This window comes from Methylobacterium sp. GC_Met_2 (assembly GCF_026540795.1).
Classification (GTDB): Bacteria; Pseudomonadota; Alphaproteobacteria; order Rhizobiales; family Beijerinckiaceae; genus Methylobacterium.
In genome coordinates this window covers 1-13,138 of the sequence record NZ_JALNUM010000039.1, presented here as the reverse complement: position 1 = coordinate 13,138, position 13,138 = coordinate 1, and the positions used below count along the sequence as shown (strand labels likewise).

The 13,138-nt window shown below is 70.3% G+C and carries 15 protein-coding genes; 10 read left to right on the top strand and 5 right to left on the bottom strand.

What is annotated here, in order from left to right:
• From OXS49_RS15020 to OXS49_RS15000, 5 genes are all read left to right on the top strand, one after another.
• Positions 1-1,134 carry a spore photoproduct lyase family protein gene (locus OXS49_RS15020; protein WP_267425287.1) on the top strand — a complete coding sequence of 378 codons (1,134 nt, stop codon included), beginning with the start codon at positions 1-3 and terminating at the stop codon, positions 1,132-1,134.
• A gap of 25 nt (positions 1,135-1,159) precedes the next feature.
• Entirely contained in the window at positions 1,160-1,678 is a 519-nt protein-coding gene (locus OXS49_RS15015) for a 2'-5' RNA ligase family protein (RefSeq protein ID WP_267425283.1), read from the top strand.
• A 31-nt stretch (positions 1,679-1,709) separates the two neighbouring features.
• Complete coding sequence (locus OXS49_RS15010) at positions 1,710-2,468, top strand: phosphatase PAP2 family protein (protein WP_267425281.1); 759 nt, start codon at positions 1,710-1,712, stop codon at positions 2,466-2,468.
• Positions 2,469-2,607: 139 nt separating this feature from the next.
• Positions 2,608-3,912, top strand: a complete 1,305-nt coding sequence (locus OXS49_RS15005) for a Gfo/Idh/MocA family oxidoreductase (RefSeq protein ID WP_267425279.1) — start codon at positions 2,608-2,610, stop codon at positions 3,910-3,912.
• 260 nt (positions 3,913-4,172) lie between these two features.
• Positions 4,173-4,661: a hypothetical protein gene (locus OXS49_RS15000; protein WP_267425277.1), complete on the top strand. Its 489-nt coding sequence runs from the start codon at positions 4,173-4,175 to the stop codon at positions 4,659-4,661.
• A gap of 95 nt (positions 4,662-4,756) precedes the next feature.
• Here the strand turns inward: OXS49_RS15000 and flgH are convergent, their stop codons facing one another.
• The 4 genes from flgH to flgF form a co-directional block, all read right to left on the bottom strand.
• Positions 4,757-5,506: a flagellar basal body L-ring protein FlgH gene (gene flgH, locus OXS49_RS14995; protein WP_267425275.1), complete on the bottom strand. Its 750-nt coding sequence runs from the start codon at positions 5,504-5,506 to the stop codon at positions 4,757-4,759.
• A gap of 45 nt (positions 5,507-5,551) precedes the next feature.
• A complete protein-coding gene (flgA, locus tag OXS49_RS14990; RefSeq protein ID WP_267425341.1) occupies positions 5,552-6,706 on the bottom strand; it encodes a flagellar basal body P-ring formation chaperone FlgA in 1,155 nt (384 codons plus the stop codon).
• A 79-nt stretch (positions 6,707-6,785) separates the two neighbouring features.
• Entirely contained in the window at positions 6,786-7,577 is a 792-nt protein-coding gene (gene flgG, locus OXS49_RS14985) for a flagellar basal-body rod protein FlgG (protein WP_243925238.1), read from the bottom strand.
• A gap of 14 nt (positions 7,578-7,591) precedes the next feature.
• Positions 7,592-8,332 carry a flagellar basal-body rod protein FlgF gene (gene flgF / locus OXS49_RS14980; RefSeq protein ID WP_243999088.1) on the bottom strand — a complete coding sequence of 247 codons (741 nt, stop codon included), beginning with the start codon at positions 8,330-8,332 and terminating at the stop codon, positions 7,592-7,594.
• A gap of 253 nt (positions 8,333-8,585) precedes the next feature.
• Here flgF and fliL point away from each other — a divergent pair, with 253 nt between their 5' ends.
• From fliL to OXS49_RS14955, 5 genes are all read left to right on the top strand, one after another.
• Complete coding sequence (fliL, locus tag OXS49_RS14975; protein ID WP_243999090.1) at positions 8,586-9,137, top strand: flagellar basal body-associated protein FliL; 552 nt, start codon at positions 8,586-8,588, stop codon at positions 9,135-9,137.
• A gap of 34 nt (positions 9,138-9,171) precedes the next feature.
• Positions 9,172-10,389 (top strand): flagellar motor switch protein FliM, encoded by a 1,218-nt coding sequence (gene fliM / locus OXS49_RS14970; RefSeq protein ID WP_243999221.1) that lies wholly within the window; start codon positions 9,172-9,174, stop codon positions 10,387-10,389.
• Positions 10,390-10,408: 19 nt separating this feature from the next.
• Positions 10,409-10,921, top strand: coding sequence for a DUF6468 domain-containing protein (locus OXS49_RS14965; RefSeq protein ID WP_267425264.1), 513 nt, complete (start codon positions 10,409-10,411; stop codon positions 10,919-10,921).
• Complete coding sequence (locus OXS49_RS14960; protein ID WP_243999094.1) at positions 10,918-11,787, top strand: hypothetical protein; 870 nt, start codon at positions 10,918-10,920, stop codon at positions 11,785-11,787. Before OXS49_RS14965 ends, OXS49_RS14960 begins: the two co-directional genes overlap by 4 nt.
• 117 nt (positions 11,788-11,904) lie before the next feature.
• The gene (locus OXS49_RS14955) at positions 11,905-12,504 is read left to right on the top strand and encodes a cysteine hydrolase family protein (protein WP_243999096.1); all 600 of its coding nucleotides are present in this window, start codon (positions 11,905-11,907) and stop codon (positions 12,502-12,504) included.
• Positions 12,505-12,541: 37 nt separating this feature from the next.
• Here the strand turns inward: OXS49_RS14955 and OXS49_RS14950 are convergent.
• On the bottom strand, positions 12,542-13,138 hold a 597-nt coding region (locus OXS49_RS14950), incomplete at its 5' end, for a protein kinase (RefSeq protein ID WP_267425258.1).

The following is a 13,138-nucleotide window of genomic DNA, read 5'->3' as shown; positions in this document are numbered from 1 at the left end:
ATGCCTCCCTCCCCCGCCCTGGCTCTCGAAGAACCCGTCGAAGCGCCGGTCGAACCGCCGGTCGAACCGCAACGCCCGGCTCGCCTGTGGCGCCCGCGCCGGGTACTGGTGACGCCGGCGGCGCTCGATCATGACCATGGCCGGGGGATGCTGGCGCGCGCCGAGGCGCTGGGCTTGGCCGTCGAGCGCCTGTCGGCCAACCGCCTGCCGAGCCCGCGCGAGCCGGACCCGCGGCGCGCCTACACGGCCGCCAAGGCGACCCTCGCCCTCACGGTGGCACCGCCGACGAAGCTGCGGCTCCAGCCGATCCCGCCCTCGGCCGACTGGCGCTTCGACCTTGCGGAGGGCTGCCCGGCCCATTGCCAGTACTGCTACCTCGCGGGCTCGCTCCAGGGGCCGCCGGTGACGCGCGCCTACGCCAATCTCGACGCGATCCTGGGCAACCTCGATGCCTATCTGGGGCGCGGCGCGGTGACCTCCGCCTCGGCCGAGCGGGCGCAGGAGGGCACCACCTTCGAGGCCTCCTGCTACACCGATCCGCTGGGCATCGAACATCTCACCGGCTCGCTCTCGGCGGCGATCCGGCATTTCGGAGCCTGGGATGCGCCGGTGCAGCTGCGCTTCACCACGAAGTTCGCCGCGGTCGCGCCGCTCCTCGACCTGCCGCACAACCGGCGCACCCGCATCCGGGTCTCGGTCAACGCCCGCCCGGCGGCCCGTTACGAGGGCGGCACCGACACCCTCGACGCGCGGCTCTCTGCGCTCGGCCAGATGGCGCGGGCGGGCTATCCGGTCGGGCTGACCATCGCGCCGATCCTGCCCGTGCCGGATTGGGAGGCGGCCTACGCCGCCCTGATCCGCGATGCCGCCGACGCGCTGGCTGGCGCTCCGGATCTCGATCTGACCGCCGAACTCATCACCCACCGCTTCACGCCCGGCTCGAAGGCGGTGCTGCGCGGCTGGTATCCGGGCTCGGACTTGCCCCTCGACGAGGCCGACCGGGTGGAGAAGCGCACCAAGTTCGGCACGGTGAAGCACGTCTTCCCGAAGCCGCTGATGCAGGCGATGCGCACCCATCTCACCGAATGCCTTGCCCGGGACCTGCCGGCGGCGCGGGTGCTGTACTGGACGTGAGGCTCGAGGGCGCCATCTCGGCCCGATGCAAGATGCGGCCCCCCTGATCCTCACACTCGCCTTCGACGAGCCGACCTTCGCGCGCTTCGACGGCGAGCGGCGCCGGTTCTTCCCCGAAAAGCTGAATGTCATCCCGGCTCATGCGACGCTGTTCCACCATTTGCCCGGCGATCGGGAGCGTGGCGTCCTCGAGACCATCACGGCCCTCGCCCGGACGATGCCGCCGCCGGAGGTCGCCGTGACGGGCCTTCGCTTCACCGGCCGCGGTGTCGCCTACGTGCTTGAATCCGAAGCGCTGACAGCGTTTCGCGGCCGCCTCGCGAAGGCGTTCGAGCTCGATCTCACCGCACAGGACCGGCAGGGCTGGCGCCCGCACGTGACCGTTCAGAACAAGGTCACCCCGGACAAGGCCCGCGCGCTCCACGCCGACCTTCAGGCCGGCTTCGCGCCATTCCGCTTCACGGCCCCGGCGACGCAGCTCTGGCGTTACCTCGGGGGACCCTGGGAGGCGGTCGCGCGCGTTGCCTTCGGGGAAAACGCCTGATGACCTCCGTCCTGTCCCCGGAGACCGGGCCGTGAGAGTCCCAGGCAACCTGCGGCACAACAGCCTGATCGAGCCCGCCACGGGGGTCTGGCTGCGGCTGCGCCTCAACGAGGTCGGGCCCCTCGTGGCGCTCCTCGGCCTCAGCATCCTGGGCTACGGATTCTTCTACCTCGCCCACGAGGTCGGCGAGGGCTCGACCGCGGCCCTCGACCGCCGGATCCTGCTGGCCCTGCGCAACCCGGCCGACCTCGCCGATCCGATCGGGCCGCCCTGGCTCGAAGAGACGATGCGCGACATCACCGGGCTGGGCAGCGTCTTCACGGTGATGTTCCTGACCTGCGCGGTGGCGGCCTATCTCGGCGTCTCCGGCCGGCGGCGGATCGGACTCTACGTGCTCTGCGCGGTGGGCAGCGGCGAGCTGGTCTCGACGGTGCTGAAGCTCATCTACCAGCGGCCCCGGCCGGATCTCGTCCCGCACGGCATGGAGGTGTTCACCGCAAGCTTCCCCAGCGGCCACGCCACCATGTCGGCCATCGCCTATCTGACGCTGGCGACCCTGGTGGCGCGGGTGGAGCGGAACCGGCGCGCGAAGGCCCTGATGCTCGGCCTCGGCGTGAGCGTGACGCTGCTCGTCGGGATCAGCCGGATCTATCTCGGCGTCCACTGGCCAAGCGACGTCGTGGCCGGTTGGTGCATCGGGGCCGCCTGGGCCTGCCTGTGCTGGTTCGTCGCCCTGCAATTGCAGCGCCGCGGCGAGGTCGAGGCTCCGGATCCGCCGCCGCCGGCGTGATGACGGCGCATCTGCGCGCCGCGGGAAACACCGCGCGGCTCAACCGCGTTCAACGAGCGAGCGGGGCAGCCATCGGCGGTGCGTGGCCCCGCCCCCGGCGCCCCGGTGCGTCACTCCGATCAGCAAGACGGCGAGGCCCATGGCGGACGACGACACACGGCTTTCTCGACGCACCCTCCTGGCTGCCGGCAGCGCCCTGGCGGGCGCTGCGATCGGCGGCAACGGCGCGCAGGCGGCCCCTCCGGCGCCCGCGGTTCCGGCCGATACCGGCGCGGTCCAGGGCGGGAAGGTGATGTTTCCGAACTGGCGCGGATCGGGCGACCGTCCGCCGGCGCCGACCCCCGCCCCGCAGCCTCCGAGCCAGCGCGTCGGCTACTGCGTCGTCGGCCTCGGGCGCCTGAGCCTCGACGAGATCCTGCCCGCCTTCGGTGAGACCAAGCGCGCGCGGCTCGCCGCGGTGATGTCGGGCTCGCCCGACAAGGCCAAGCTCGTGGCGCGGCAGTACGGCCTGCCCGAAGACGCGGTCTACGGCTACGACGAATGGGATCGCCTCAAGGCCAATCCGGATGTCCACGCGGTCTACGTGGTGACGCCGAACGGCGTGCATCGCGACAACGTCCTGGCGGCTGCGGCCGCCGGCAAGCAGGTGCTCTGCGAGAAGCCGATGGCGGTCTCCTCGCAGGAATGCCGCGACATGATCGCGGCCTGCGCCAAGGCCAACGTCAAGCTGATGATCGCCTATCGCTGCCAGTACGAGCCGCACAACCGCGCGGTCATCAAGCTCGCCCGCACCGGGGAATTCGGCAAGCCGCGGATGATCCAGGCCTTCAACGGACAGACCACCGGCCTTCCGGAGCAGTGGCGCCTGCGCAAGGCGCTGGCGGGGGGCGGCTCGCTGCCGGATATCGGGCTCTACTGCCTCAACACGACCCGCGCGGTGCTCGGCGAGGAGCCGGACCAGATCCAGGCGCAGATCCACTCGCCGCCCGACGACCCGAAATACCGCGAGGTCGAGGAGACGGTGAGCTTCACGCTGCACTTCCCCTCCGGCGTGATCGCGCAGTGCCTGTCGAGCTACGGCGTCTACGAGGCGCGCAGCCTCACCCTGCACACGAGCAACGCGTCCATCGATCTTCAGAACGCCTTCGCCTACCAGGGCCAGCGGCTCTTCGTCGGCCACCGCGACGGCAAGAACGCGGCCCGGGACGAGCGGATCCTCAGCCCGAAGAACCAGTTCGCCCTGGAGATGGACCACTTCTCCCGGTGCATCCAGGAGAACCTGCGCCCGCGCACGCCCGGCGAGGAAGGGCTTCAGGATCAGGTGCTGATGGAGGCGATCTACGAGGCCGCCCGCACCGGCGCCCCGGTGAAGGTCGGCCCGCCGCAAGGCGCCGGTGCCGGACTCGACGTCACCCGGGGGCCGGAGCCGGAGGAGGCGGGTTGAGGGCACCGCCATACGGCGCGAGGCGCGGTTTGAACCACCGTCAGGTTGTCATGAAGTGACGCTACAGCTCAGCACTTTCATGCCCCAACGCGTGTGACCGGCACGTGGACAGACCTGCTTTAGTGAGTGAACTGGCCGAGTGAATCGAACGTCAGCATCTTGGCCGTCCGCTTCGGGTGGGCGTCGATGGGCGAACCGCCTCCGGTAAGACGACCCTAGCCGACGAACTCTCGGGTCTACTCGCGAAGCGAGGCCGGAGCGTGATCCGAACCTCGGTCGACGGCTTCCACCGCCCGCGGGTGGAGCGATACGCTCGGGGGCGGCATCTTGCCGAGGGGTACTACCACGATGCGCGCGACCTACCCGCCATTGTCGCCCTCCTGCTGGCCCCGCTTGGGCCGGGAGGGAATCCACGCTACCGCACAGCATCCTTTGACCTAGTCGCCGATCTGCCCCTTGCACAGGAACCGGAGTCGGCCGTCGTGGATGCTATTCTGATCGTCGACGGCACCTTCCTGCAGCGACCCGAATTACGTGACCACTGGGATGTGGCCCTCTTCGTGCGTGCCTCGGCTGCGACGGCGGAGGCACGCGGGCTCAGTCGAGATGCGACCAAGCTCGGGGGCGAAGCTGCGGCGCGTGATCTGTACGCGCAGCGCTACCGTCCAGCCTATGCGCTGTACGAGCAGAGCGGAGCCGGAGGCGAATTGCGACGCGATCATCGACAACGACAATCTCGACCAACCTGAGCTTCATATCCGGGCAAAGGCACGTTCGATCTGAGCACGTCCGCTTCCCTATCTGACCGGACATCTCCACGGCCGATCTGCTTCAGGTTGCCGCCTCAGAACGGCAGCAGGATATCCACGATCTGCTGGCCGTAGCGCGGCTGCTGCACGTCGGTGATCTGGCCGCGGCCGCCATAGGCGATCCGGGCCTGGGCGATCTTGGCCGAGTCGATGGTGTTGTCGGATTCGATGTCCTCCGGCCGGACCACGCCGGCCACCACCATCTCGCGGATCTCGAAATTGACCCGGATCTCCTGCTTGCCCTCGACCACGAGGTTGCCGTTGGGCAGAACCTGGGTGACCACCGCGGCGACGTTGGTCGTCACGGTCTCGGCCCGCTGGACCGAGCCGGCGCCGTCGTTGGCGGTCGCCGAGGTGGCGGCGAGCAACGCCGTGCCGCCCACGCCGAGCGACTTGCCGACCGCGTTGTTCTCAAGGCCCAGGGCGTTCGGCAGCCCGAAGCTCTCGGTGTTGGCCCGGCTCCGCTTGGTCTCGTTGCTGATGTTGGCCTGATCGGTGACATTGACCTTCACGGTCAGGATGTCGCCGAGCCGGGCGGCGCGCTGGTCCTTGAAGAAAGCGCGTGAGCCGGTGCGCCAGAGCGAATTCGGCGCGTAGGAGACCGGCTGCACGTCGGGCATCGGCATCCGCACCGGCTTGTAGCCGGGCTGCGTGGTCGGGTCCTCGATCGCCGACAGGGCCGGGGTGGCGCCGACCTGCGAGAGCCGGTCGGCGGTGTTGCAGGCGCCGAGCGCGCCGGCGATCATCGCGGCGGCGAGCGGCTTCAGGGCGATGCGAGGGGCCATCGGGGACTCTTCCGGGATACTCGTGAACGCGTGCGGAGCGGGCAATCAGCGCAAGGAGGCGGTCGCCTGGAGCGGGGCGGCGGCTGCCTGTTGTTGCTGGGGCGCGGGGCCGGGGCCGACCGAGACCCGGCCGGGGCCGATCACGGTCGCCTGCAGGACCTTCTGCGAGGCGGTGTTGACGACGTTGACGACGGCACCGAGCCGCCCGCCCTGGTTGGCGAGGCCACGCATCGCGAGGCTGACGCTCGGCGTCTCGTACACAATGGTCACGTTCTCGCCCCGCGCGACCAGCTCGGGCGGGGCCGTGTCGCTGATCCGGAGCACGGTCCCGGCCGCCAGCGCGTGCTGGGCGACCTCGCCGACGACGGCGCCGGCGTTCGCCTGCGCGTCCGCCGGGACGGCGTCGCGCGGCCGGCGTTCCAGGGCGAAATCCCCTTCCTTCACCGCCTCGCCGCGGTCGAGATTGCGGGCGAGCAAAGCCACCTCGCGCATCTCGAGGACCACGCCGGAGACGCGCAGCGACGCCTGCCGCTCGCCGAGGCTGACGAGGCCCGCAACCCGGCGGGAGCGCGGATCGTAGCTCAGGTCGAGAGCCGCGGCCTGGCCCGCGAGGTCGGCCGGGGCCAGGAGCGTCGGGCCGTCACCGTCGAACCGGACCGACAGGGTGCGCGGATCGAGGCCGTAGCCGGTCTCCAGCCCGTGCTTGAGCGCGGCCTCGATCTCCATCGGGCCGATGCGGCGGGCGGCCCGCTGGACCGCGATCTGCATGCGGCCGCCGGTCTCCAGGCCGGTGAGGCCGAGGGCGGCGGCGGCCTCAACGATCCGGCGGCTCTGGATCGTCCCGGTGGCCCCCAGCGCGGGCGCACGGAACAGCGGCCGCGCGGCGAGCGCCGTCGGCGCCCCCTCCACGAGGTCGGCCAGCGTCAGCACGTCGCCGCGGGCGGTCACGTCGCCGCGCAGGCGCAGGCCCTCGGCCCGCGCCATGGCGGGGATCGCCAGCGCGCCGAGCGTCGCGAAGGCCAGCACGGCCAGAACCGTCCGGAGCACCACGGCCATGCCGAGGGGCGCGACCCGCGGGCGCGCATGGCGGACGATTGGGCTGAGGTCGCTCTCGTCCGCCGCCGTGCTGACGAGCGGCAGGATGGCCGCCTCGAAGGCGGGGTCCGGGAAGGCGGGGTTCTGGTGCAGGCCGGCATACATCGTCGGGAACCTGAGCGTTGATTGTCTGATCGGCATCGTCATCCGCCGAAGGCCGACGGCCACCGTTCGGGGCGATGCGTTAGCCGCGGAACATCTGCGAGGCGGTCGAGAGCATCTGGTCGGCCGCGGTGACGACCTTCGAGTTCATCTCGTAGGCGCGCTGGGCCGCGATCAGCGACGAGATCTCCGTGACGGCGTTCACGTTGGCCTCTTCCAGATAGCTCTGCTGGAGGTTGCCGAAGCCCTCGGACCCCGGCAGCGCGCTGATCGCCGGGCCGGAGGCGGCGGTCTCCACGAACAGGTTGTCGCCGATCGATTCGAGGCCGACCTTGTTGACGAAGCGCGAGAGCTGGAACTGGCCGAGCGCCTGGGGCGCGGTCTGGCCCGGCAGCGTCGCCTGCACGGCGCCGGTGGCGCTGATCGTCACCGAGGTCGCGGTCTGCGGCACGGTGATCGCCGGATCGAGCAGGTAGCCGTCGCGGGTGACGAGCTGGCCCGTGGCCGAGAGGTCGAAGGAGCCGTCCCGGGTGTAGCCGGTGCGGCCGTCCGGCATCGTCAGCCGAAAGAAGCCCTCGCCGCGGATGGCGACGTCGTAATCCTTCTCGGTCGAGGTGAGCGTGCCCTGCGACATCACCCGGGCCGTCGAGGTCGTCTTCACGCCCGAGCCGATCGCCAGCCCGGCGGGGAGCTGCGTGTTCTGCTCGGAGGTCGAGGAGCCGGCCCGGCGCAGGTTCTGGTAGAGCAGATCCTGGAAATGGACCTGCTGGCGCTTGTAGCCGGTGGTGCGCAGGTTCGCGATGTTGTTGGAGATGACCTGGACGTTCAGTTCCTGGGCCGCCATGCCGGTGGCGGCGGAGTAGAGGGCGCGCATCGCTCGAGGCCCCCTTAGGCGACGTTGGCGAGGCGGCTGATCGCCGAGCCCCGCAAATCGTCGAGGCGCGAGATCATGCTCGACACCATGGTGTAGGTGCGGTTCACGTCCATCAGCCGGGTCATCTCGAGCACCGGGCGGACGTTGGAGCGCTCCAGCGCCCCGGCCTCCAGGCGGCCGTCGAGCCCGGCCGGTTGGCCCGCCTCCCCCGAGGCGAACAGGTTGCCCCCCTCGTTGGTGAGTTGCTGCGGGTTGGCGAAGCTGACGAGCTTGATCCGGCCGCGGATGCCGAGGTTGGTCGAGACCGTGCCGTCGGCTCCGATGGCCAGACCGGTCTCCTGCGCATTGATGGAGATCGGGCCGCCGTCGCCCGCGACGGGGTAGCCGTCGCTGGTCACCAGGGTGCCCTGCGGGTTGATCTCGAAGGCGCCGTTGCGGGTGTAGCGCTCGCCCTGGGGCGTCTGCACGGCGATGAAGGCCGAGCCCTTGACGGCGACGTTGAGCGGGTTGCCGGTCTGCTCGACCGGGCCCTGGCCGAGGTCGAGGGTGGTGCCCTGGTCGATGACGTAGGAGAGGCGCCGGTCCGGGCGCGCGAAGGAATCCGCGCTCGCCACCGGCATCAGGTACTCCTGGAAGCGGCTGCTGCGGGACTTGAACCCGTTGGTCGAGACGTTCGCCATGTTGTTGGCGATCACGTCCAGCTCGCGCTGGAGCGCCACTTGGCTCGATACGCCGATGAAGAGGGCATTCTGCATCGTGAACTCTGGGACTCGCCGCCGCGGTGGCGGCAACGATCCATTCAGCATGCGCCGTGCCAGTGGCGACGGATCTGATTTCGCAATTCATTATAACGACTTAGGTCGGAGTCTGTTGACCCTGGCGGCAGGTCGCGGTTGTGCTGCGGCAATCCTCGCCCGGCAGCAATTGCCGGCTTAACGGCGCGTTAACCCTGATGCTTCGATATCGGGCCGTACCCGAGCGCGGATATCCGCGAGAGAGCATTATTCCATGGCCAAGACGCCCAAGAAGGCCTCTTCCGAGGAGGGCGAGGCCGGATCCGCCACCGCCCCGAAGGGCAAGAAGAAGCTCATGATCATGGTAGCCGCCGCGGTCTTGCTGCTCGGCGGCGGCGGGGGCGCCTTCCTGATGATGGGCCGCGGCGGACATGGCGACGGCGCGGAGGCTGCCGGGGATTCCCACGGGGGCGGGCATGGCGGTGGCGACAAGGCCGGCCCGGACGGCAAGAAGCCGGTCGTTTTCGTCGAAGTCCGCGAGATGATGCTGAACCTCAGCCCCGATCTGCCGCAGGACAAGACCAAGTACGCCAAGGTCCGCCTCGCCCTCGAACTCAAGGATGCCAAGGTCGAGGAGGAAGTGAAGCCGATGATGCCGCGCGTCGAGGACGCGCTGCAGGTCTACATGCGCGAGCTGCGCCCCAGCGACCTCACCAGCTCGCTCGGTCTGTTCCGGCTGCGCGAGGAGCTGCTGCGCCGCGTGAACATCGCCCTCTATCCGGCCCGGGTCGAGGCGGTGTTGTTCAAGGACGTGATCGTCCAGTGACCCTACCCCTTCCCGTCACCCTTTCGGCGCACGCCTGATGGAACCCGAGGACGAACTCCCCGAGGACGACTGGTCGGCGGCCCTGCTGGAGCAAGGCGCCGAGGGCGGCGACTCGTCGCTCGCCGAGGAATGGGGCGCGGCGCTTGCCGAGCAGGGCACCACGCGCAGCGCCGGAGACGTCGCCGCCGAATGGGCGACGATGATCGAAGACGGGGAGAGCGACAACCTCCCCGAACTCGCCGGCAACGACCGGGTGCTGAACCAGGACGAGATCGACGGCGTCCTCGGCTTCTCCATGCGCGAACTCTCGGCCTCCGGGGCCGGAGGCGTGCAGGCCATCGTCGATTCAGGCGTCGTCCAGTACGAACGCCTGCCGATGCTGGAGATCGTCTTCGACCGGATGATCCGGTTGCTGTCGACCTCCCTGCGCAACCTGTTCCAGGACAACGTCGAGGTCACGCTCGACAACATCACCTCGGTGCGCTTCGGCGACTACCTCAACGCGATCCCGCTGCCGACCCTGCTCGGCGTGTTCCGGGCCGAGCAATGGGAGAATTCCGGCCTCGTCACGGTCGATTCCAACCTCGCCTACGCGACCTTCGACCTGCTGCTGGGCGGTAAACGCGGCGGCACGTCGAGCCGCCTCGACGGGCGGCCGTTCACCGCCATCGAGATGACGCTGGTGCGCCGTCTCGTTGAGATCGTTCTGGGCGACCTGGAGTTGTCTTTCCAGCCGCTTTCCCCCGTGACCTTCGGGATCGACCGGATCGAGACCAACCCGCGCTTCGCCACGATCACGCGGCCGGGCAACGCCGCGATCCTGATCAGCCTGCGCCTCGATGTCGACGGGCGCGGCGGCATGCTGCAGATCCTGTTCCCCTACGCCACGATCGAGCCGATCCGGGAACTGCTCACCCAGAGCTTCATGGGCGAGAAGCTCGGCCGCGACCACGTCTGGGAGGGCCACCTCGCCACCGAGATCTGGCAGGCCGACGTGACCATGGAGGCGGTGCTGCACGAGATGATGCTGCCGTTGAAGCAGGTCATGAACCTCAAGGTCGGCGAGACGCTGATGTTCGACGCCAAGCCGTCGGACCTGATCACCGTGCGCTGCGGCGACTGGGCTCTGACGCAGGGACGGATTGGCCGGGTCGACGGCCACATCGCCGTGCAGGTCACCCGCCCGCTGCGGCGCTCGCGCACGACGATCCAGGCCTACGAGGCCTCGATGAACAACCGGTCGGACAATTAGGGTCGTTGAGGGTGCCGTCATGAGTCTCTTCGTCACCCTCGCCGCCGATATCCTGGTGGCGGTCCTGCTGGCGGCGACGATCGTCACCTCCCTGCGCCTGTCCCGCCGGATCGGTCAGCTCAAGGGCGACGAGGCGGCCCTGCGCCAGACCATCGGCGATCTGATGGTGGCGACCGGGTCGGCCGAGCGCGCCATCGCGGGCCTGCGCGCCGCCATTGACGATGCCGATCGCACCCTCAATGCCAGCCTGGACTCCGCGGCTGCCCGATCCGCCGAGCTGAAGCTGCAGGTCGAGGCCGGCGAGACGGTGGTGACGCGCATCGGCGCCATCGTGGCGCAGATGCGCACGGTGCCGGCCCGGCCGGAGCCGGCGCCTGTCCCTGCCGTACAAATCGTGACCGAGCCCGAGGTTCAGCCCCTGCGTCGATCGGAGCCGTCGAGCCCGAACGGGGAGCGGCTTGGGGCCGCCGCCGCGGCAGCACTGGCGATGAGTGAGCGCGCGCTGGCCCGCGTCCGGGCGCGCGCCGCGTGACCGGGGTCAAGGCTCCGAAGATTCCGCCGCCGAAACCAGATCCCGAGGCGAAGATTCGCCGCGCCGGTACGGCGCTGCGCAGCGCGCCTCCCAAGCCGGTGCGCCCCAAGCCAGCATCAACGAGGCGGCTGCGTCTCGTCGATGCCGTCGCGCTGGCGGCGGCGGGGCTCCTTGTCCTCAAGCTGCTCAGCTTGATCCAGGTCGGCCTTCCGGAGAGCGGCGCGCTGCCGGATTACGGACGGGCGGTGGCCCGCGCCCGCACCGGTTTCGACATCCCCGACCCCGTCACCACGGGCTCGGTGGGCGGCAAGGAAGAGAAGGCCGCTCCCGCCGAGAAGCCAGCCGAGAAGCCCCCGGAGGCGCCGCCCGCCGCACAGGGCCCGGTCTCGCCCACAGAGCGCGTGCTCCTGGAAAAGCTCGGCGCCCGGCGCGACGCCCTGCGCGAGAAGAGCGACGAGCTGGATCTGCGCGAGAAGATGCTGGGCGAAGCCGAGCGGAAGCTCGAAACCGGCCTCGGCGATCTCAAGAAGGCCGAGGATAAGGTCGAGACGGTCGCCAAGGCGAAGGAGGATGCCGAGAAGCAGGGGCTCAAGAACATCGTCACGATGTACGAGTCGATGAAGCCCAAGGACGCCGCCCGGGTGTTCGACCGGCTCGGCCACGACGTGCTGGTGCCGATCGTGCTGGCGATGAACCCGCGCAAGATGGCCGAGGTGCTGGCCGTGATGCAGCCCGAGACCGCCGAACGCCTGACCGTGGCGCTGGCCAATCGCGCCCGCGGCACCGGCGGTGCGCAGGCCCAGGCCGGTGCGGGGCTCCCGGCGGGCGAATTGCCGGCGATCGATCCGGGGGTGCCGGGTCGGTAGCATCACGCGGCCAGCCGACAGAGCCTGCGATACACCTTTGACCGATGGTGCCGATCCGTCGGCGCGGTATAGCATTCGGCGAAACCGCGCTGGCCGCGCTTTCTTGGGAGACCCCGAATGTCCGAACTCGCAACCCTGCGCGGCTTGTCGGGCCTCAGCCCGGAGCCCCCTGCCCTGAAGGGCGCGGCGCTCGTGCTCATCGATCTGCAGCAGACCTACCGCGAGGGGATCATGCGCCTCGACGGCGTCGAGCCGGCGATCCGCGAGGCGGCGGATCTGCTGGCCCGGGCGCGCGCGGCCGGCATCCCGGTCTTCCACATCCGCCACGATGCCGGGCCGGGCTCGCCCTACGACGTCACCGCACCGATCGGCCAGATCAGCCCGGAGGTGGCGCCGCAGGGCGACGAGCCGGTGATCACCAAGGCTTACCCGAGTTCCTTCGTGGGCACGGATCTCCAGGCGCAACTGGAGGCGGCGGGCGTGAAGGACGTCGTCCTGGCCGGCTTCATGACGCATATGTGCGTGAATTCCACCGCCCGCAGCGCCTTCAACCTCGGCTTCCGCCCGACCGTCGTGGCCTCCACCACGGCGACGCGGGACCTGCCCGGGCCGGACGGGTCCGTGGTGCCCGCCGCCCAGCTCCAGGCGGCGAGCCTCGCCGCGCTCGGCGACCTGTTCGCCGTGGTGGCACGCCGGCAGGCCGACATCCCCGACTGAGGCTTTCAGGCTGAGATCCGCAGGGCGGCGGCAGGGCTCAGCTCGCTATCCGCGCCAGCGCGGCCACCACCTCCTGCAGGGCGGGCCGCAGGGCCGGGTCGGGCTGCGTGCAGCTCTGTTCCAGAGACCGAAGCTCCGCGGGCGGCGCATCGCAGCGGTCGAGCAGCTCGCCGAGCAGGATCCCCATCGCCCGCGCCTCGATCCGCGCAAGCGCCGCGCCGGCCGGCCCGTCCGGCAGCGCCGAGGCGGCGCCGAAATCGCTGAGCACGGCCGCGCCGGTTCCGGCCTCCCAGAGCGTGTTGTGCGCGTAGAGATCGCCATGGATCAGGCCGCGCTTGTGCAGATGGGCTGCCGCCTCCGCGACGGATCGCGCGATCCGCAGGGCCCGCTCCGGATCGAGCTTGAGATCCGGAGCGTAGACGTCGCGGCTGCAGCTCGCGAGGCTCGGCGGCCCGGCCAACACGCGCCAATCCGGCGGGAGGAGCCGGAGCAGAAGCCCCTCGGTCCCGTCGGGATGGCCGTCGAGCCGGCCGAGCGCCCCGGTCAGCGCCGGATGCGTGCCGGCGGCGAGGCAGGCCTCCATCTCGCGGGCGGGCAGGCCGTCGCTCGTCATCGCGCCCTTGAACAGCTTCAG